Annotated in this window: 18 protein-coding genes; 10 read left to right on the top strand and 8 right to left on the bottom strand. The window is 53.6% G+C overall.

The window, feature by feature from the left end:
• The first annotated feature begins 152 nt into the window (after positions 1-152).
• Positions 153-362, top strand: a complete 210-nt coding sequence (locus H9I52_RS06605; protein WP_139516552.1) for a hypothetical protein — start codon at positions 153-155, stop codon at positions 360-362.
• A gap of 85 nt (positions 363-447) precedes the next feature.
• On the opposite strand, the gene hppD is transcribed toward H9I52_RS06605, so the two are convergent.
• Positions 448-1,581 carry a 4-hydroxyphenylpyruvate dioxygenase gene (hppD, locus tag H9I52_RS06610; protein ID WP_187453958.1) on the bottom strand — a complete coding sequence of 378 codons (1,134 nt, stop codon included), beginning with the start codon at positions 1,579-1,581 and terminating at the stop codon, positions 448-450.
• A gap of 168 nt (positions 1,582-1,749) precedes the next feature.
• Between hppD and H9I52_RS06615 the strand changes: the two genes are divergently transcribed.
• Together H9I52_RS06615 and H9I52_RS06620 are read left to right on the top strand one after the other, a co-directional pair.
• Entirely contained in the window at positions 1,750-2,136 is a 387-nt protein-coding gene (locus H9I52_RS06615) for a hypothetical protein (RefSeq protein ID WP_139516553.1), read from the top strand.
• Positions 2,137-2,227: 91 nt separating this feature from the next.
• Entirely contained in the window at positions 2,228-2,572 is a 345-nt protein-coding gene (locus H9I52_RS06620) for a DUF952 domain-containing protein (protein WP_187453221.1), read from the top strand.
• Positions 2,573-2,672: 100 nt separating this feature from the next.
• Here H9I52_RS06620 and H9I52_RS06625 read toward each other — a convergent pair whose 3' ends face one another.
• Both H9I52_RS06625 and H9I52_RS06630 read right to left on the bottom strand, forming a co-directional pair.
• Positions 2,673-4,580: an ABC-F family ATP-binding cassette domain-containing protein gene (locus H9I52_RS06625; protein WP_187453222.1), complete on the bottom strand. Its 1,908-nt coding sequence runs from the start codon at positions 4,578-4,580 to the stop codon at positions 2,673-2,675.
• 15 nt (positions 4,581-4,595) lie between these two features.
• Positions 4,596-4,829, bottom strand: coding sequence for a hypothetical protein (locus H9I52_RS06630; protein ID WP_139516557.1), 234 nt, complete (start codon positions 4,827-4,829; stop codon positions 4,596-4,598).
• A gap of 161 nt (positions 4,830-4,990) precedes the next feature.
• Here H9I52_RS06630 and murI point away from each other — a divergent pair, with 161 nt between their 5' ends.
• The 4 genes from murI (at position 4,991) to H9I52_RS23210 (ending at position 12,207) form a co-directional block, all read left to right on the top strand.
• The gene (murI, locus tag H9I52_RS06635; protein WP_187453223.1) at positions 4,991-5,821 is read left to right on the top strand and encodes a glutamate racemase; all 831 of its coding nucleotides are present in this window, start codon (positions 4,991-4,993) and stop codon (positions 5,819-5,821) included.
• A gap of 30 nt (positions 5,822-5,851) precedes the next feature.
• Positions 5,852-6,523, top strand: a complete 672-nt coding sequence (locus H9I52_RS06640) for a hypothetical protein (RefSeq protein WP_187453224.1) — start codon at positions 5,852-5,854, stop codon at positions 6,521-6,523.
• A 21-nt stretch (positions 6,524-6,544) separates the two neighbouring features.
• A complete protein-coding gene (locus H9I52_RS06645; RefSeq protein ID WP_222940427.1) occupies positions 6,545-7,726 on the top strand; it encodes a glutathionylspermidine synthase family protein in 1,182 nt (393 codons plus the stop codon).
• A gap of 1,130 nt (positions 7,727-8,856) precedes the next feature.
• Positions 8,857-12,207, top strand: a complete 3,351-nt coding sequence (locus H9I52_RS23210) for a T9SS type A sorting domain-containing protein (protein ID WP_187453225.1) — start codon at positions 8,857-8,859, stop codon at positions 12,205-12,207.
• A 241-nt stretch (positions 12,208-12,448) separates the two neighbouring features.
• Here the strand turns inward: H9I52_RS23210 and H9I52_RS06655 are convergent, their stop codons facing one another.
• The 4 genes from H9I52_RS06655 to H9I52_RS06670 all read right to left on the bottom strand — a co-directional run bounded on the left by H9I52_RS06655 (position 12,449) and on the right by H9I52_RS06670 (position 15,073).
• Positions 12,449-12,775 (bottom strand): HesB/IscA family protein, encoded by a 327-nt coding sequence (locus tag H9I52_RS06655; protein ID WP_139516562.1) that lies wholly within the window; start codon positions 12,773-12,775, stop codon positions 12,449-12,451.
• Positions 12,776-12,861: 86 nt separating this feature from the next.
• A complete protein-coding gene (locus H9I52_RS06660; protein ID WP_139516563.1) occupies positions 12,862-13,272 on the bottom strand; it encodes a hypothetical protein in 411 nt (136 codons plus the stop codon).
• Positions 13,273-13,357: 85 nt separating this feature from the next.
• Positions 13,358-13,774 carry a Fe-S cluster assembly scaffold IscU gene (gene iscU / locus H9I52_RS06665; protein WP_139516564.1) on the bottom strand — a complete coding sequence of 139 codons (417 nt, stop codon included), beginning with the start codon at positions 13,772-13,774 and terminating at the stop codon, positions 13,358-13,360.
• 84 nt (positions 13,775-13,858) lie between these two features.
• Positions 13,859-15,073, bottom strand: coding sequence for an IscS subfamily cysteine desulfurase (locus H9I52_RS06670; protein ID WP_187453226.1), 1,215 nt, complete (start codon positions 15,071-15,073; stop codon positions 13,859-13,861).
• Between the two features lie 142 nt (positions 15,074-15,215).
• Between H9I52_RS06670 and mce the strand changes: the two genes are divergently transcribed.
• From mce to H9I52_RS06685, 3 genes are all read left to right on the top strand, one after another.
• Entirely contained in the window at positions 15,216-15,620 is a 405-nt protein-coding gene (gene mce / locus H9I52_RS06675) for a methylmalonyl-CoA epimerase (protein ID WP_187453227.1), read from the top strand.
• A 49-nt stretch (positions 15,621-15,669) separates the two neighbouring features.
• Positions 15,670-16,242 carry an L-threonylcarbamoyladenylate synthase gene (locus H9I52_RS06680; RefSeq protein ID WP_139516567.1) on the top strand — a complete coding sequence of 191 codons (573 nt, stop codon included), beginning with the start codon at positions 15,670-15,672 and terminating at the stop codon, positions 16,240-16,242.
• Positions 16,243-16,352: 110 nt separating this feature from the next.
• Positions 16,353-17,792, top strand: coding sequence for a CCA tRNA nucleotidyltransferase (locus H9I52_RS06685; protein ID WP_139516568.1), 1,440 nt, complete (start codon positions 16,353-16,355; stop codon positions 17,790-17,792).
• A 121-nt stretch (positions 17,793-17,913) separates the two neighbouring features.
• Here the strand turns inward: H9I52_RS06685 and H9I52_RS06690 are convergent, their stop codons facing one another.
• Complete coding sequence (locus H9I52_RS06690) at positions 17,914-20,574, bottom strand: PspC domain-containing protein (RefSeq protein WP_187453228.1); 2,661 nt, start codon at positions 20,572-20,574, stop codon at positions 17,914-17,916.
• Positions 20,575-20,610: the final 36 nt, after the last annotated feature.

The raw sequence follows: 20,610 nt of genomic DNA on the forward strand, positions 1-20,610 counted from the left end.
ATGGTAGTGTGAGCCCAAGGTCACATGAATATGCGATTGAAATGTTGGCTTTTTTTTCCGCACTTGCGAAGGAAAATGGCCGTGCTGTGGATGGGCTAAACAGCACGGCCTCAGGTGGTAGTGTAGCCCTCTCGGATTACTCTTTCAATGCCATGAAACAGATTCATCGCCTCATTAACCTGCTGATGATCGTGGTGCTGCTCGTGCTGCTACTCATCCCGGTAGCGGTCGTATTCGCCCACAAACCAGCGCCCACTGACAAGCCGGCGCAACACGGCAGAACGGCGGTCCGCCTCGTTGTGTTTCACCAAGCTCCAAATAGCTTGGGGGCCACGGGCGTCAATGCGTTGTATCTGGCTTAAAAAAAAGCCCCAACCTCCGGGTTCGGAAGCTAGGGCTTTACATTTATATTGGCTGTAGAGTGCTGTCAGCCAACGGATTAGCTTTTTATAAATTACCCCGCAATGCCTGTTCGCGTTCGATGGCTTCGAACAGGGCTTTGAAATTGCCTTTTCCAAAGCTTTTGGCGCCTTTGCGCTGGATGATCTCGTAGAACACCGTCGGGCGGTCTTCTACGGGCTTCGTAAAAATCTGAAGCAGATAGCCTTCTTCATCGCGATCGACGAGCAGGTTCAGGGCCTTAATCGATTCTAGGTCTTCCTCAATGGCCCCTACGCGGTCGAGCAGGTCTTCGTAATACGTTTCGGGTACGCTCAGAAACTCGACGCCCCGGCGGCGCAGCTCCGTTACGGTGCGGCGAATGTCGTGGGTGATGATGGCAATGTGCTGAACGCCAGGCGAATGATAGAAATCGAGATACTCTTCAATCTGCGACTTTTTCTTGCCCTCGGCCGGCTCGTTAATCGGGAATTTGACAAACCCGTTGCCGTTGCTCACCACTTTCGACATCAACGCCGAATACTCCGTGCTGATGTCGTCGTCGTCGAAGGTGATGAGCAGTTTGAAGCCCATCACGTCTTCGTAAAACTTCACCCACTGGTTCATTTCGCCCCAGCCCACGTTGCCCACGCAGTGGTCGATGTACTCGAGGCCCACGGGCTCGCCTTGCGGAACGTTGCTGGTTTTGGCTACGAAGCCGGGCAGAAAGGGCCCGCTGTAGTTGATGCGCTCGACAAAAGTGTGGATGGTTTCGCCGTAGGTATAAATGCCGGCCAGCGTGACTTCGCCGTGCTCATCCTTAAGGGTATAGGGCTCGAAAGCAGGCTTGGCGCCGCGCTTGGTGGTTTCCTCAAAGGATTTGCGGGCATCGTCGACCCACAGCGCCATCACTTTCACGCCGTCGCCGTGCTGGCGCACGTGCTCCGTAATTTCGGAATCGGGCAGGAGGGAAGTGGTGAGTACCAGCCGGATTTTGCCCTGTTGCAATACGTAGCTGGCGCGGTCGCGCAGACCGGTTTCGGGGCCAGCGTAAGCCACTAGTTGATAGCCGAATGCAGCCTGGTAATAATACGCCGACTGCTTGGCATTGCCGACGTAAAACTCGAGGTGATCGGTGCCGTTGAGCGGGAGAAAATCGTGCGCAGGGTGGGCCTGCACAGCGGGCGAAGTCATGGTTTCCATGGGGTGGGAAATAGGTTGGGTGGCAAAAACGGAATCGAGGTAAAAATAAGGCTTTGTTGCCATACGCTCCACCGGGCAGGGAAGCGGGCGCTACATTTGCCGGACGTGTGTTAGAATTGCAGAATACTTGCCACCTTTGTTTATCCATTTTACGTATCCGTGCTTTTTATGAACACCGAAGACCTCAACCGCGCCCTCGTTACGCTCATCCAGAAGAAGCAGGAGCTTCAGGTGCTGCCCTACAGCGACGACCGCTACGATGATCTGGAGGAGGAACTGCACGACCTCGAAGATGATTTCAACGAACAGTACGGCACGTTCCTCGAAGAAGCCCTCGAAAAAGTTCATGCTGACCTCGGCTCCGATACCGACGTGTTGCTGCCTACGGCTTACCTACCCAGTCGCATCGACGGGGACGTATCACCGAAGGAAGGCGTCTGGATCGATTCGGAGAAGTACCCCAGCAAAGAAGCTCGCCTGACGCTGTTGCCAAACCCCACGCGTGTAATACTCACGGTGGGCAAAACCGTAAAGCAAGAAGTTTGGAAGGCGTAAAAGCTTCTAAACGCAATTGATTGAATGAATCGTTTATCCTCCTGAGCCCAGGAGGGTAAACGATTTTTATTTTGTAAATAAATGATAGCCAATGCTTTATAGAATTGCTGAAGTAGCCGATTGGCGAGCGGCTGATGCTACTGGCACGTTTGCCAGCGCCGATCTGGCGGCCGAAGGATTCATCCATAGCTCCGAGCGGCATCAGGTGCTCGAAACCGCACAGCGCTATTACGCCGGCCGCGCCGACTTGCTTCTCTTGGAGATTGACGAAGCCCGATTGGCCGCCGCCGGCGTGCGCATTGAGCGCGAATGGGTAGAGGCTCGGGGCGAGGCTTTTGCGCATGTATTCGGCCCGATTCCGCTGGCGGCTGTCACGCGGGTATGGCCTTTGGCGGCTACCGAAGCCGGTGCATTTGTTTTGCCTACGGATTTATAAAACCCGGCCGACCCTGGCCCCGGTTGACTGTCATGAAAGCCCAAACAAAAAGCCCCGCTGCATGTGCAGTGGGGCTTTTTGTTTGGCGTTTTTTTACTGTCTACACTAGGTCGGCTAGTTCCAGCCAGCGTTCCCCTTTCGTGTCTAGTTCGGCGTCGGTGCGTTTGAGCTGGGCAGCCCAATCGGCCAGCTCTTGGTGCGAGCCGGTGCCTGCATTAAGCTGATTGATAAGCTGTTGCTTTTGCTCTTCGAGACGTTCGATATCCTTTTCTAGGGTTTCGTATTCTTTCTTTTCGGCGTAGCTGGCGCGGCGCTTCGGAGCGGTTGCCGGGGCAACTTGGGCTGGGGCTGCCGAAGGCGCCACACCGGCAGCGGCTTTGGCCGTTTTGGCCACTTCCTTCGCGTATTCGGCCGAGTTGTTCTCTTTCTGCCATTCGCGGTAGTCGGTGTAGTTGCCGGGGAATTGCCGAATCTGGCCGCCTGGCTCCAGCACAAACACATGCTCTACCAAGGCATCCATGAAGTAACGATCGTGCGATACAATCAGCAGGCAGCCACTGAAGTTGAGCAGGAAATCCTCTAGGATATTCAACGTGATGATATCCAGGTCGTTGGTAGGCTCGTCAAGAATCAGGAAGTTCGGATTCTTGATGAGCACGCGCAGCAGTTGCAAGCGACGCTTTTCGCCCCCACTCAGCTTGCTGACCAGCGTGTACTGCTGCGCCGGCGGAAACTGAAAATGCTGCAAAAATTGTGAAGCCGTAACTACTTCACCATTAGCCATTTCCACTACTTCGGCTACTTCCTTCACAATGTCGATGACGCGTTGGCTTTCGTCGAATTCCAGCTCGGTCTGGGTGTAGTAGCCAAATACCGTCGTCTGACCGGCATCCACCGCGCCGCTGTCGGGCTGGAGCTTGCCGGTGAGCATGTTCAGCAACGTCGATTTGCCGGCGCCGTTTGGCCCAATCAGGCCAATGCGATCCTTTTTCTTGAACACGTAGCTGAAGTCGGCGAGCACGACTTTGTTGCCGAACTGTTTGTGCAGGTGCTCTACCTCAATGATTTTGCCACCCTGGCGCGTGGTTTTCACCGAAAGCTCCAGTTGTGGACCGCCGATTTTGGTTTTGGCCTTCTCCTGCGTTTCATAGAAAGCGTCGATGCGGGCTTTTTGCTTGGTACCGCGGGCCTGCGGTTGCCGACGCATCCACTCCAATTCTTTGCGGAGCAGGTTGCGAGCTTTTTCTACCTCGGCCACTTCCATTTGCTCGCGCTCGGCTTTCTTCTCCACAAAATAAGAGTAGTTGCCTTGGTAGCGGTGCACTTTGCCCTGGTCGAGCTCCACGATTTCGTTGGCCACCTTGTCCAGGAAGTAGCGGTCGTGGGTAACCATCAGCAGCGTCAGCGATGGCGACGCCAAGCGGTTTTCCAGCCACTCGATCGTGTCAAGATCCAGGTGGTTGGTGGGCTCGTCAAGTATCAGGATTTCAGGCTCTTCGATAAGCACACGGGCCAAGGCCACGCGTTTGCGTTGGCCGCCCGAGAGCTTATCGACGCGGCGTTCCAGCAACTCACCCAGGATGCCCAAGCGGCCCAAGATTTGTTTTACCTGCGCTTCGTAGTCCCAGGCGTTGAGGGCGTCCATGCGCTCCATCACGCGCTGTAGGTCGTTGGGCGAGTGTTCTTCCTGGTTGAGAACGTGCTCGTAGTCGCGAATGGCAGCCAGCGTATCGTTCTGGCTGGCGAAGATGGTTTGCTCCACCGTCAGACTTTCGTCGAACACGGGCTGTTGGCCCAAGAACGCCACACGAATGTCTTTACGAACGCTAACAGAGCCCGTATCAGGCTGTTCGAGGTTCGCCAGGATGCGTAGAAGGGTAGTTTTACCAGAGCCGTTGATGCCCACCAGGGCTACACGTTGGCCTTGTTGCAACCCAAAATTGAGGTCGCGGAAGAGCCAGCGGTCGGCGTAATTTTTCGAAATGGATTCGGCAGAAAGCAGATTCATGCCGCAAAGGTAACCTCAAATCACCCTTACCCGGTCAACGTGTAAGTCGTCGCGCAGGATTTCGAGGCCTTTGTAAGCCAGCGGCCGCCCGGTGTTGGTGGTCAGCTCGCCGCCGTCGCTGTACTTCTGGGCCACGTCGAGCACTAGTTGGGTGTATTTGCGTTCGCCCAACTCGATGGCAACCGGGCGGCCGCGGCTGGAATCGAAGGTAGCCAGGGCGCGTTCAATTTCTTCCAGTATTGTACTCATGAACGGGGAGTAGAGCGAGCGGATAAGGAATTATAAAGTAAGAATGGGCAATAAATATTAGGAATACAACTTCTGCCACCCAATGCAAATCGGCTCAATACCACGCCCGTGCGCGGTATGGCCTTGTCAAATGTTAAATGTTAGTCGTTACTTGCCCGCCTATGCCTACCTCAACACCCGACCTTAGCACCCGGCCCATCGGGGTTTTCGACAGCGGTATCGGCGGCCTCACCGTCGCGCACGCCGTCAATAAAATGCTGCCCCACGAGCGCCTGATTTACTTCGGCGACACAGCACATCTGCCGTATGGCGACAAATCAACGGCTGCCATTCAGGCGTACAGCATCAAAATCTGCGATTTGCTGCTGCGCCAACACTGCAAAGTCATCCTGATTGCCTGCAACTCGGCCTCGGCCGCGGCCTACGAGTTGGTGCGCGAATATGTAGGCTCGAAAGCTCGCGTGCTCAACGTAATCGACCCAATTGTGGAGCATATCGGCCAAGCCTACGCGGAGCGAAACGTGGGCCTGATCGGCACGAAGCAAACCGTCAACTCCAACGTATACAAGAAGAAAATCGACGACCTCGACGCCGGAGTGCAGCTCCAGTCGCTGGCTACGCCGCTTTTGGTGCCCATGATCGAAGAAGGGTTTTTCAACAACACCATCAGCGACAACATCATCCGCGCGTACCTCAACAACCCTGAGCTGAGCAACATCGACGCCTTGGTGCTCGGCTGCACACACTACCCCTTAATTAAGGAGCAAATCGCCGACATTTACCAAGGCAAAGTACAGGTGCTGGATGCTTCAGATGTAGTAGCCAAACACTTGAAAAAGTATCTGGAAGACAACCACTTAGCAGCGAAACCTACTTCTTTGGCACCGGTACACCACTTCTACGTCTCCGACTTTACCCGCTCGTTTGAAGAAAGCACCCGCATCTTTTTCGGCCAGGAAGTGCATCTGGAGCATTATCCGCTGTGGGAGTAAAAGTGATAAGTAATTTATAATGAGATAATTATGAAAAAGAAATACTATCGTTTAGGCGATTGGCGGCGGAATGCTTTGTTGCTCGCCGCCGCTGCGAGCCTGGGGCTGGCGGTATTACCTGCCTGCTCAAGCAACAACGAGCGGCACGATCCGAATGCCGACGAGTGGAGCGGCGAAACCTACAGCGAAGGCGTCATTACGGAGATGACGGAAGTACAACCCGGCGAGTGGAAAATCACGGCCGAGCGGCCTGCCGGCAAGGAAGAAGTAGCCGCCGTGATGCATCACTTTGATGGCAAGGTAGATACACTCCAGGGCCAGGCCCTGCAACGCCAGATGCAAGACTACAGCCGTCGCTACCCCGAAAATCGGGTAGGCAGCGCCGGCATGATGGACGTGCTCATGTGGAGCGGCATTGGCTACATGGCCGGCCGCTACATGACGCCCAATGCGGGTTACTACGCCAACCCGGGCTTGGTGCAGCAAAACTCGGCCTGGCGGCAAAATGTAACCCGCGAGCGCGAAACCCAAGGGCGTGGATTTTACGGCCGGGGCTTTTCGGGCAATCGCACATCGCGCACGGCTGGGGTGCGGGAAAGCCGCACATTTTCGCGTTCGGCCTACCGTAGCAGCGCACCGCGTATGGGGCGCAGCAGTGGGTTTGGCAGCCGTGGCTTCGGTGGCAGAGGCTTTGGCGGGTAAATTGTTGATTACATTGTAGTTATGAGTATAGTTCGGCTTTTGCCGCTTTCAGGCGATGTTGCACCTGCCGTGCGCGCGCTGGGTTGGGATTGGGCCATAGAGGAAGCCTGCGAAAATTACGTGGCACGTGAAGCAGTGGCACTTCCAGAAGAGGAAGCCGATACGCTGTTGGCGGCCGCCGATACTTTATATGGGATGCTCGTCCAAGCCATCCCAGACCCTGTTCCGGATGAGCTGCTGCGGTTGCTTGCCATTCCGCCGATGCTTTGGGCTGCCATCCGCCACTCCTGGAACGACGACCGGCATTGGCACCTCTACGGTCGCTTTGATATAGTAAGCACCCCGGAAGGCCCTAAACTGTTGGAATTCAACGCCGATACAGCCACCAGCATCCCCGAAACAGCCGTAGTGCAATGGGCCAGCTTGGTTGCCGCCCGGCAGTCGGAAGATGAGCGCCAAGCCAACGGTTTGTTCGAAGGCTTGGAAGCACAGTTTCGACAATGGCTGACGCTAAACGCTGACCTAGAGGCAAGTCTGCTATTAGTGCATCTGCCTGACAGCGCCGAAGACGAAGCGAACTGCACCGTACTAGCCGAGGCCGCGCGGGCTGCCGGTTTCACCGAAGTGCACATTCGCCCCGTCGACGATATGCAGGTATCAGTGGCAGGGGAGGAGCGCGGCATTTGGGCGCAGGTGGGCCCCGAGCAATGGTTGCGCTTCAGTTTTGTGTTTAAGCTAGTGCCTTGGGAGATCTTGGCCGAGGAAGAGCCTGCTCTAACCACTGATTTAACCCAATTGCTGCTCAGCCGCGACGTAATAATTGCCAATCCTGCTTACGCCTTGCTTTTTCAAAGCAAAGGCATTTTGGCGTGGTTATGGCAAGTTTATCCGCAGCATCCTTTGCTGCTCGAATCGTCGTTGCAGCCCTTGTCGGGGCATTATGTTCGCAAGCCCTTTTTTGGGCGTGAGGGACAAAATGTGGCTGATATTCATAATGGGTTAACTGTCAATGAAATAGCTGGAGACTACGAAACTCAAGCCCAGGTATACCAACGGCGGGCTGAACTGCCGCTTGACGAGCAGGGAAGGTATTACCAAGCCGGCGTATTTTGGGCTGGCGAAGCCTGCGCGCTAGGGTTTCGCCGCGATACAGGTTTCATGACCAACCTATCTGAGTTTGTGCCCCACTTGCTTACCTCCTGACTCGAAAATTCGCTCCTCATCGTACAGCGTTGAGTAAGCTTCTGAAAAGCAGTAGTTTATAAAGAAGAACCTTGAATAATTCCTAAATAGTCGATAGCGCCAACTCGACAGTTAAAATATAGAATTCGAAAAAAATAAAGACGTTAAATAATTATAAACACATTTCCCCGTTGGCTTTATAATGTGATTTCATTAAACATAGGTTGTGTATTTAAATAATGCAAATTTTGTAGGTAATTATCATGTTATTTGAAATTGAGATTGGTTTCCTATCTATAGTTGATCCTTGGCGGCGGCAGTTGATTTAAAATATGAAACCTCTTTCCCTGAAGCACAAGCTACTTTACGTCTTCGCAAACTATAGCGAATAGTGATGAGCACACCTATCTAAACAAGGGAAAATGAAAAAATAGTGCTAGCGATTGCACTAGAAAACGTGCAAATTTGCGCCGTGACATTGAATGGATAAACCTGGCTTTAGGTTAGGAGGAGAACTGATGTGAGTGTCAGATAAATGATATTATTGCTCTGGAAACACAGCCGAAGTCATAAAAATTCGCAGCCTGTCTGGCATGAAATATGAAGGCGAGCGCAACCTAATCCACAACAAACGCCAACTTTATACTTTGAATAATTATATTTTATCAAAAAAAATTCCTTGTCCATAAGATTTTGAAATCCGTAAAATACCGCTGATTACAGAATAGTATAAGCGTTTCCTTTCGTAACCTTTCTTTCATTCCATACACATGAAAAACAAATACTTAAGTAACCCAAATCGAGCATTACGACCTCGGGCTTGGGCAATTTTATTGGTGCTTTTGGCCTTGCCTCTATTGGGTTGGGCTCAGACGTTCACTGAAACCTTCGGTACCAAAGGACCTGAGACGGTAACGACTGCTGCTGACAATGGGGATTTTGACAATAGCGGTAAGTTCTTTTATGATGATGATGGCACGAATACATCATTGCTAATCGGAACGTCAACCATCCCTGCTTCACCAGGTGGTGGGTCGTTTATATATTTTGGTAATCTGGATGCGGGAAGAACGAGTGATATACGCACCTTCTCCATTGCTGGAATTGATACTAGGTATCTAACCAATATTCAACTAAGCTTTAGGCTGTTTGTGTCTCCAGTAGGATTCGCTAATACAGGAGATTTTGTGGTGGAATACACCCTTGATGGCGATACGTACACTACCATCGCCACTCCTTCTTTAGCAACCAACCGCTGGAGTCAAGTAACCATCAACAACCCTTTCAACGGTGTCGTTAGTCGTACGACGGCATTGCGTTTCCGTCGGTTAGGCTCCTCCGTAAGAATCGCCATTGATGATGTGGTACTTTCGGGCGTAACGACGCCAAACTTTGCTGTATCACCTCCTGATCTTACTTTCCCTGGAACTGCAGTAAACTCAATTTCAACTCTCCAAAGCATCTCGGTTGCTGGTAGCGGGCTGACTAGCGACATTGCTGTTAAAGCACCTACTGGTTTCCGCATTCGCAAACAAGGCGATGCTGCTTACTTGGCTGATGGCGCTACGCTCACGCTAACCCGGACTAATGGTAACATCGACACCAAAGTTGAGGTAGTTTTCAATCCTACGACCCCAACGCCAACTAAGCCAACCGGACAGATTTCATTTGTTGGTGGTGGTGCTGCCAGCCGGTTTGTCTCGGTTACGGGCACCGTTGTTACCCCAAACATCACTGTAAATCCTGCAACGTTGACTTACGGCAACGTAGAGGTTAATACGCAGTCTTCGAGTCAGTTTATCTCCATTGTAGGTTCCGATCTTACCGATAACATCAGCGTTCAGGTTCCAACTGGGTACATATTCCGCAAATCTGGTGATGCAACTTTCTTAGCCTCTGGTACAACCCTAACGCTGGTTCAGGCAAGTGGTAGCGTTAATGCTGATGTTGAGATCCGTTTGGCTCCGACAACCATAGGAAATTTCAACGGTAATGTATCGTTCGTAAGCAACGGTGCTACCACACGGTTTGTGGGTGCAACCGGTGCGGGCGTCGCGCCGGCGCCAGTGGTAACGGTTTCGACCACGAATCCGCCTACTGCCAACAGCAATACCATTGGTTTCCCCGATACGCGTATCGGTCGTACTGCTACGCCAGCATCATTTTATGTAAGCGGACAAAATCTGGATAATAACACGGTAACTGTTAGCTCACCATCAAACGAATTTCTGATTCGTTTGGGTCGGTCAGGTGCCTTTGGCTCATCCGTCATTCTGAACGGTACAAACGGCACTTTGGCTGCTACCGAACTACAGGTGCAATTTGCTCCTTCCACAGTAGGGCCGCGCAACGCTACTATCGCTGCATCTTCTGGTACTACTGTTAACTCCATTTTGCAGGTAAGCGGCAATGGCTTAGCAGCCACCAACGAAATCTTCATTACGCCCGATCCGGCTACCCTCGATTTCCAGACGGTATCGTCGAACGGCTCATCGCAAATTCTGACCTTCCAAGTTGGTGCTACCTTAATCGGGACCAACCCTTTGGTGCTAACTCCCGCCAGCTCTACTTCTTCCAACGCCAACATTGAGATTCGGGAAGCGAACGTCGGTGATTTCCAGACCGGCCCGCTCACTTTCCAACCTGTCAACGGCAGCGTAACGGAACGCACTATCGAAGTTCGCCTAACTGGCCCGCTGGCATTGGGTAACTACGAAGGCTCCATCACGGCTTCCAGCAACGGAACTCCAAGCAAAGCAGTGCGCGTAATCGCAACCAGCAACGGTACTTCGGCTACGGTTAGTGCCGACAACACGCTGCAGCCTTTCTCTACAGTTCCGGGCGTAGCATCTGCTGCGCAATCTTTCCCAGTAAACGGTCAAGGCTTGATTCGTGACATCACGGTGAAAGCCCCCGCTCTATTCCAGATTGCGCTCAACGAAGCAGATTTTGCTGCTTTGAATGGTGCCACTGGAAACACCATCACGGTGGTACGTAACAATGATGCTGGCGACGGCTTCAAAAACCCTGTACCCGTGTACGTTCGCTACTTGCCTAGCATTGCTTCTCAGCAGCCGGACAGCGGCCCGATAGCGGTTACAAGTGAGCCAGCAATCGGTGCTACAATTCAGGTACAAGGCTATAGCGCTCCTTCGGTCGAAATTCAGTCTTCGATTCCTGAGATCGCAAACGTTGAGATCAACACATTGTCTAACCCGGTGGCGGTTACAGTGCACGCTGTGCGGGTACGTCAGGCTATCACGGTTTCGGAAGTGCTGACGCAGCCTACGCAGTTTAACAACCCGCTTCAGGATCAGTTTGAGATTTCGCTCAAGCCAGATGCTGGCTTTGGTAGCGTTGTTACTTTCAGCCCGAATGCAAGCACGTACAGCATTGATCAGGTAGTGTATGTGCGTTACAAGCCTACTCACATTGGCAATGCAACTTCGAAGCTCCAGTTCAGAAGCAGTGACTTTATCAATTCCGGCTTCCAGGATTTTCCAGCGAACGGATCACTGCTCGGCAAAGCACTCGACACGCAGCCAACAGCACAGACTACCATCAATGTTGTGCGGAATGGCTCAACGGCAACCGTTACCTTCTCGCCTGCGCAGGGCGGCACTATAAACGGTGCCGGCGAAGGTCGTCTGATCATTGCTAGCCTCAGCAACCAGTTGGCCGGTAACAACCAGCCTACTGATGGACAATCATACCTAGCAGCCGATGGAACATTCGGTCAGGGTACGGTGCTGGCAAATGGGTACTTCTCGGTATACACCGGTACGGGTGACCAGGCCATCGTAAAAGGTCTGGATCCGAGTAAGGCTTACTACTTCTACGTGTTCGATTACAACTACGTAGCTACCAACAGCGCTGGTCAGCGTCTGTCAGTGCCGGGTGCTGAAAACTACCGCACGCCTACGCCGCCTAACCAATTAGTACCAGTTGATGCCATTATTCCTCCCGATGCAGCGCTGCCTGTTGAGCTAGTTTCGTTCACTGCCAAGCTGCGCAACCACCGCGTCGACCTGAACTGGGTGACTGCGATGGAGAAGAACAACAAAGGATTTGAAGTACAACGTAGCCAAGACGGCAAAACCTTCTCGACTATCCTCTTCAAAGAAGGCCATGGCAATAGCTCTAATAAGATCACTTATACCGCTGTTGACCAAGAACCCCTGTTTGGTACTTCTTACTACCGCCTGAACCAAATCGATGCAGATGGCAAGTCCACTCTCTCATCAGTTGTCAGCGTTACAAACGGCGGCAGCGGTGAAGTGTCACTCTACCCGAACCCTGCACACGATGTGGTAAACATCCGCTTGGCAGGCTCGACCGAAGGTGTAACGGTACGCATCTCCGATCTGACTGGTCGCGCTGTACGTCGTCAGGTATTAAGTGCTGATGGCCAATTGAATATAAGCGACTTGCAAGCCGGTACCTACATCGTAACCATCGGTGAGGGTGCTCAGAAAGTCACTCGTAAGATTGTCAAGGAGTAAGGCCCTTCTTACATCGTTTTCCAAACAAAAGGCCTCCCAATCGGGAGGCCTTTTGTTTGGAAAACATATATATGTAACCATTTGATAATAAGATGTTTATGAATTCGGGCGCCGTAGCTGCTGCTTATTAAGCAAGGAGAGTTAGACTAAGGAGTAGTTCAAAATACTGATGCACTCACCAACGCAAAAGCCCGACCAACTGGTCGGGCTTTTGCGTTGAGGTAGCGCTATGTAAAGTTTACTACACCGAGAAGCTTTCGCCGCAACCGCAGGTACGCGATGCGTTGGGGTTATCGAAAAAGAAGCCTTTACCATTCAGGCCGTCGGAGAAGTCGAGCTGAGTACCAGCGAGATAGAGGAAGCTTTTCATATCCACTACCACGCGAACGCCTTTGTCTTCGAACTCCTGGTCCATGGGCTTCACTTCGTTATCGAAATCAAGCTTGTACGACAAACCCGAGCAGCCACCACCGGCCACCGAAGCACGTAGGCGGTACGTTTCGTCGAGGCTGGCATCAGCCATAAGGCGCTCGACCTTTTCTTTGGCTTTATCAGAAACAGTGATCATAACAGTTGTCAAGTGTTAGTTGCCGGTTGTCAACGAAATACCAACAGTAGCAAAAGCGCTTGTGGTTCTGTATTGACAACAAATAACTAAGAAGAAGGATTCAGAACCACGCTGAACACCGTAATGGTATTGAGGTCGCGGCCGTAATAAAGCTTATCCAGTGCTTCGTAGGCGTTGTGAGCCCGAAAATAGGACGTCTGCAACTCTTTGTCGCCGCGCGCCCGCCACTGAATGGTATAGGAGCTTTCGGTATCACGGAAGCCCTTGACATAAGCCAGCATTTTGCGCAGCACGTCGAGCTTGTCATAGCCCGTTTCGTAGCGAAACAGAAAGCTCTGGTGGTGTCTGGGATTTACCGTAACCAAATCCAACCGAGTTTGCCCGTCCAGTTGCCGAAACTCAAAAAGCAGGTTGCCGGGCGGCATGCCCAAATGCTCTTCTATCTGCCGCTGGATGCGTGCACTCTCAACGTGGACGTCGGTGGGGGTAACTTCCATGGCTTAGCAGTTGCCCATTACGAAGTGTGAGTTGCTAGCTATCCGTTGCGAAACAGAAGGCCAGCAACTCACAACGGGTAATAGCTTAGTGATGCGTCTTGGCTTCTTCGAAAGCAGGCAGACCGTTCTTCACGCGGTAGTCGTTGATGGCCGACTTAATGGCATCTTCAGCTAATACCGAGCAGTGGATTTTAACGGGCGGCAAGGCCAGCTCTTCCACAATCTCCATGTTGTCGATGGCGAGGGCCTCGTCGATGCTCTTGCCTTTCAGCCATTCGGTGGCCAACGACGAAGAAGCAATGGCCGAGCCACAACCAAAGGTTTTGAATTTAGCGTCGGTGATGGTGTTGGTGGTTTCGTCCACTTCGATTTGGAGACGCATCACGTCGCCGCACTCAGGTGCACCTACCAAGCCAGTACCCACATTCTTTTTGCTCTTATCCAGCGTGCCCACGTTGCGGGGATTGCTGTAATGATCGATTACTTTATCGGAGTAAGCCATTGTCTTGATGAAAAATGATGGATGAAGAAGGAGGAATGATAAAAGTGAGGGTCATCGCTTCACTCCCTCATTCCCGATTCGATCTTAATGTTCTGCCCACTCAATCTTGCTGAGGTCGACGCCTTCTTTGAACATCTCCCACAGCGGCGACATTTCGCGCAGCTTGGTTACGGCTTCTTTTACGTGGTTGATAGCGTAATCAACTTGCTCGTCGGTAGTGAAACGGCTCAGGCCGAATCGCAAAGACGAGTGCGCCAGATCGTCGCTAAGGCCCAGTGCCTTAAGTACGTAAGATGGCTCCAAAGAAGCTGAGGTACAAGCCGAGCCGGAAGATACGGCAATGTCTTTTACGCCCATCATCAAGCCTTCACCTTCTACGTACTTGAAAGAAATGTTGGTAGTGTGCGGCAAGCGGTGCTCACGCGAACCGTTGACGTAGCTTTCTTCCAACGTGAGCAATTCACGCTCCAAGCGGTCGCGCATGGTGCTGATACGCTGCGAGTCACTTTCCATTTCGAGGCGGCAGAGTTCGCATGCTTTGCCAAGCCCTACAATGCCGGGAACGTTGAGCGTACCCGAACGCATGCCGCGTTCGTGGCCGCCACCGTCCATCTGGGCGGTAACCTTCACCCGCGGGGCTTTGCGACGAACATACAGTGCGCCTACGCCTTTGGGGCCGTACATTTTGTGACCGCTGAAAGCCATCAGGTCAATGCCGTCGGCGTTTACGTCTACCGGAATCTTACCGACGGCCTGCGTAGCGTCCGTCATAAACAGCGCGCCGTGCTGCTTGGCAATGCGGGAGATCTCTTTAACTGGCTGAATCACACCTACTTCGTTGTTAGCGTACATGATGCACACCAGAATGGTCTGGGGCGTCATAGCAGCTTCCAATTCGGTGAGGCTAATCAGGCCTTCTTCGTTAACGGGCAGGTACGTTACCCGAGCGCCCAGCTTTTCGAGGTGCTTGCAGGTGTCAAGAACGGCTTTGTGCTCGGTAGTGGCCGTGATGATGTGGTTGCCTTTCTGGGCATACATCTCGAACACACCCTTAATACCCAAGTTGTCGGATTCGGTAGCGCCCGAGGTGAAAATGATCTCCTTGGGGTCGCATTTGATCAGGGCAGCAATCTGTTCGCGGGCATAATCCACGGCTTCCTCAGCAGCCCAGCCAAACGGGTGGTTACGGGACGCGGCGTTGCCAAATACCTCGGTGAGGTAGGGCATCATGGCTTCCAGAACGCGCGGGTCCAGCGGAGTAGTCGCGTTGTTATCGAAGTAAATAGGTAGCTTGAGCATGGCTCGGAGTTGGTAAATCAGCAGAAACCAAAGGAGAACGATTCTCCGGTAGAACACAAAAACCAGCGAACAGGTTTTACTTTGCTTTGCAAAAGTAGAAAGAATCCAAACAAGCCGCGCAACTTGGCGCGCCACTTCTCGCATGCTCACCAACTTAGAACACCTCGGCTTGGCCGTACAGGATCTTGAAGCAGCCACTGCGCTCTATACAACGCTGCTCGGCGAACCGCCTTATAAACGCGAACACGTTGCCAGTGAGGGCGTTGATACCGTGTTTTTTAAAGTCGGCGGTTCCAAAATTGAGTTGCTAGCAGGCACAACGCCGGAGAGCGCCATCACAAAATATTTGACCAAGAAAGGCGAGGGCATTCACCACGTAGCTTTTGAAGTAGCCGACATCCGAGTTACAATGGCGCGGTTGCGCGAACAGGGTTTTGTGTTGCTCAACGAAGAGCCCAAACGTGGCGCCGACAACAAGCTCGTGTGCTTTGTGCACCCAAAGAGCGCGGCGGGCGTATTGGTAGAACTATGCCAGGAAATCGGGTAGGGAATGGCTCATTGTAGCTGTATTATATAACTGATTCATAATCAACTATATGACGCTTTTTCAGCAGGAAGTAGAAATGGCCGTAGATGCCTTGCTCATGCAGCAAGTTATTCTGTACCCGACCGATACGGTGTGGGGCTTAGGCTGTGATGCCGAAGTGCCGCGGGCGGTGGAGCGCTTGTATAAGCTGAAAGGCCGCCCGGAAGACAAGCCCAGCATCGTGCTGGTCGCTGACCTGGACATGATGCACCGATACGCTTCGGCAGTACCCGATGGGCTGGCTGAGTTGCTGGCTGCCCAGACGCGCCCTACCACTTATTTACTGCCGGCCTCGAAGCAAGTGGCTCCGCTGCTTGTAGCGTCCGATGGCACCATCGGGCTGCGCATTGCACAGGATGAGTTTTGCCACAAAGTAGTGCGCCGACTGGGGCACGGCTTGGTATCTACCTCGGCCAACCTCAGCGGCAATCCAACGCCCGCTACCTATGCGCAAGTCGATCCGCTGATAATTAGGAAGGCAGATTACGTCGTGAGTTGGCGGCAAGACGATACCACAACCGTCGCGCCGTCGCGCGTAGTGCGCTTAGCCGCTGATGGAAGGCTGGAAGTAGTGCGGGAATAAACCTCTATGCTTTGCTATTAGGATAAATAGGAGCGATGATGGGCAAGGCGATAAATCTCCCAAAATCGGAGTTCTTACCTTTGCGGCCGTTTTGCAATCCCTCGTCGCTCATGAAATCTCCGCAACTCCCTGATCTTCCGTTGTTCCAAACCATTGCCGAAGCCGCCGGCGAACTGGCGTATCCGGCTTATGTAATCGGTGGATTTGTGCGCGACTTGGCCCTGGAGCGGCCCAGCAAAGATGTGGACGTTGTATGCGTAGGCGATGGGATTAAGCTTGCCCAAGCCGTGGGCCGAAAATTGCCCAACAAACCCCGCGTAACGGTTTTCAAAAACTTCGGGACGGCCATGCTGCCCACGCCGGAGGTCGAAATCGAATTTGTGGGCGCCCGCAAGGAAAGCTACCGCGCCGAGTCGCGTAAGCCCGAGGTAGAAGCCGGCACCTTGGAAGAAGACCTGGCCCGTAGGGACTTTACAATCAATGCGTTAGGGTTGAGCCTAAACCCGCAGGATTTTGGGGCGCTCGTCGATCGGTACGATGGCATGGGCGACTTACGGCGCAAAACCATTCGCACGCCCCTCGACCCGGATATTACGTTTTCCGACGATCCGCTGCGCATGATGCGCGCCATCCGGTTTGCCGCGCAACTCAATTTCGACATCGACCCCGATACCTACGACGCGCTGGCTCGCAATAAGGAGCGCATCAAAATTGTGTCGCAGGAGCGCATCACCGACGAGCTGAACAAGATCATTATGGCGCCGAAGCCAAGCTATGGCTTCAAATTGCTGTTTCAGTCGGGATTATTGCAGCTTATCTTCCCCAAGATGGCGCAACTCTACGGCGTCGAGCGGGTGGGGCAGCACGCCCACAAAGACAATTTCTACCACACTTTGCAAGTGCTTGATAATGTGGTAGTTGCAGGCGGTGATCTGTGGCTGCGCTGGGCCGCCATCCTGCACGATATTGCCAAGCCGGCTACCAAACGCCTCGACCCAAAAATAGGCTGGACGTTTCATGGCCACGAAGACAAAGGCGCGCGATGGGTTCCGCAGATTTTCACCGAGCTGAAGCTGCCGCTGGGCGAAGAAATGCGCCAGGTACAAAAGCTGGTTCGGCTGCACTTGCGGCCGATTGCGCTGGTAAAAGAAACTGTAACCGACTCAGCCGTAAGACGTTTGCTATTTGAGGCCGGTGACGAGATCGATCGGTTAATGACGCTGTGCCGCGCCGACATTACCAGCAAAGACCACAACCGGGTGCAGCGCTACCTGCGCAACTTCGACGTGGTGGAGCAAAAGCTGAAGGAGGTAGAGGAGAAAGACCACCTGCGCAACTTCAAGCCCGTGATTACGGGCGAAGTCATTATGGAAACGTTCGGCCTGAAACCTTCGCGTGAGGTAGGCGAACTCAAAGACGCATTGTTGGAAGCCATCCTCGACGGGAAGGTCCGAAACGAATTTGAGGAAGCCTTTGCCTTCCTGTTGCAGCTAGGAAAGGCAAAAGGGCTTCCTCCGGGTCAACCTTTCACTCACCAAAAGACCCAATAACTCGCGAATTGTTTAGAAAAGATGCCAGTCGGTACCGGTAGGTTGCCCGGCTGGCATCTTATTTTTTGTGACGGCAATTTACCCTTCAGCAGATGAGAGAATAATGAAGGGCGTGACAGGATTAATTGTTTGGCTCAATGCGCTTTACGCGTGACGAGCCCGAAACGTCGTTTTTTATGGTAGACGGGTTGCCGGCATATTCGACGTGGCTGGCCCCGCTCAGATCGGTGCGCAACTCATCCGAGACCCGTACCTGGGCCTGGCTCATGCCTGTGAGGTCTAGGGTGGTGCGCTGCGTTTGCAGGCCTAACGCCTGAATCTGGCAGGCGCCGGAGCCTTCGGCATGCAGCTCAGTGGCGCTGCCGCGGACATCGGTGTGGCAGGCGCCGCTCAGGTCGAGGTCGAGGCGTGGTACATCGACATTAAGCGTAGCGGAGCAGGCTCCGGATTGCTCTACAGAAAGCGACTCGCCGCTAAACCCGGCTACATCGGCGCGGCAGGCGCCGCTTAGGTCGAGGCCCCGGAGCGTAGGCAGCGTGACGCGCACCAACACAGGCTTGTTGTTGTGGGAAGAAAAGTTGAACCAAGAGCCCGTGTTACGCGGCCGGATGACCAGCTCTTCGCCGTTGGTATCAACGCGCAGGTTGCCTAGGTCGCGCTCGTCACCGGCGGCTTCGATTTTGAATTCGCTGCCTTGGCGTACATACACTCGGTAGGCGCCGTTGGCTTCGATGCGCTCAAAGCCGTTGAGGTTGAAGCTGCGGCGGCCCGAACCGTAAGCGCCCAGATCGGTAGGAAAGCTGGTTTTTCCCAGATCAATCTTCACGCTCACGTCGCCGTTTTCATCGTCGTCGGTGTTGACGTGCACATTGATGCCGTCGTTATCGTTCATGTCGACATTCACATCGTCGCCGTCTTTGTCGTTTTTGTCGCGCATTTCCTCGGCTGTGCAATTGATGCACTCCAGTTGGTTGCCACGCAAACGGAACCGGCGGCTGGCGATATCCTCGGGGCGATGGTCATTTACAAATGACTCGCTATTAAGTAGATAGCTAAAGTTTTCACTCAAGCGGTAGGTTTTGTCTTTGGGCAAGTGCAGCACCAGCGACACCCGCTGATCGCGGAAGGTAGCGTTGGGCCGGAAGCGGTAGCTCTCGTCGAAGGTCAGCACCGAGTCGCGTTGCTGCACGCCGTAGGTGATGCTGTTGGCAGCCGATTGAATAGCTGCCTCTTCGGTAGCGCCGTTAGCCGATACTTCCTGCTCCATCCGGATCACTTGGCCGCTGTCGGCAGAGACCAAAGTGATGTTCGGACGGCTCATCGAGTTTTCAAAATCCCGCATGGCCAGCATTACGGTAGGGTACGGCACCGGCGCAAAGCTGCGGGTGGTTGAGTACGTACCGCGGTCTTGAAAGTCGCGGCTGATGCGGGCGGCTGCAATGCTAGAGCCTACAACGCTCAGCAACCACAAGCCCAGCAGCGACAGACCCGCCGTGCGGCTCAGTACCGAGCGGCGTAGCAGCAGCCCGATGCCCAGCAGCAGCATGGCCAACGCAGGGATAGCAGCCGTAGCGTAGAAGGCGAAGAGCGCCCAGGTAGGCACGCTGTTCATGAACAGGTAAGGAGGGAAGGGGCCCGTGTGCACAAAGCCCTGCGACTCCGGTATCCAACCCAAGGCCACGCCCAGCGCGATGGTAAAGCCCAGCAGCATGGAGAAGCCAATGACAACGAGCAGAGCGCCGGCAGCCCAGCGAATCAGGTTGCCCAGAAAGTTGATCAAAGGCCGAACGTTGCGGAACAGCTCTTCCAGAAAGGTGCCTACTGGGCGGTTGCTGGAAGGAACCGCTCCTGCCTCAAACGCATTGTTACGCAAGGAGTTATCTATTCCGGAGAGCGTAACGGCGTCGCCGCGCATGCGCATCTTATCGGATACGGTTTTGGCTTCGGGCAGCAAAATCCAGAGGATAATGTAGACCGGAATGGAGAAGCCGCCGGCAAAGATGAAGACGATGAACAGGATGCGAACCAGTACTACGTCAACTTTGAAGTACGCTGCCAGGCCGGCCGAAACCCCACCGACTTTGCCGTTGTCGGTGTCGCGGTAGAGCTTTTTGAAGGTCGGATCTTCATCGGTGGGCGGCGTGTCGTAGCGCTTGGGCAGCGCAATCCAGAGGATGACGTAGGCCAACAGCACCAGACCAGCCAGGTCGAAATGCGTGTTGTCGAAGGGCGTCATGTGCCGGAACACGGGGTTGATGAAAAACAGAACCAGGAATCCTAACCGAATCCACAACGGATTGATAGAGAAGTACCTAGCAATGCCAGCGGCTACGCCCGCAATCTTGCGGTTGGCCATGTCGCGGTAGAGGCGACGGGGCTCGTCGGTGGCAGCGGTTGCCGAAGCAGCGCCGGTGGCCGAGGGGCCACTGCCCGTGCCGCTGCTGTAGGTGTAGCTGCCGGCAGCGGTGCCAGCGGCTACGGCCGAAGCCAGGGTTTCTTCGTCGTCTTCGGCATCGTCGGCCGATTGGAAGTCGCTGACGCGGCCCATTTTGGCCACCATTTCCTCTACGTCTTCCAGCGTGATGACTTGCTTGGTGCTGGACAGGCGCATCGAAAACAGCTCGGCGATGCGGCTTTCGATATCGGCCACAATCTCTTCGTGGCCACGGTAGCCAGAAAAATGAGCCTTCACTTCAGCCAGGTAGCGGCTAAGGATTTCGTAGCCATCCTCTTCGATGTGGAAGATGATGCCCTGAAGGTTGATGCTGATGTTCTTTTTCATCGTGGATGCTGCAACTATTCGGGAAAAACTCGGTGA

Origin of the sequence: Hymenobacter sp. BT491 (genome assembly GCF_014349165.1) — a bacterium.
GTDB lineage: Bacteria > Bacteroidota > Bacteroidia > Cytophagales > Hymenobacteraceae > Hymenobacter > Hymenobacter jejuensis.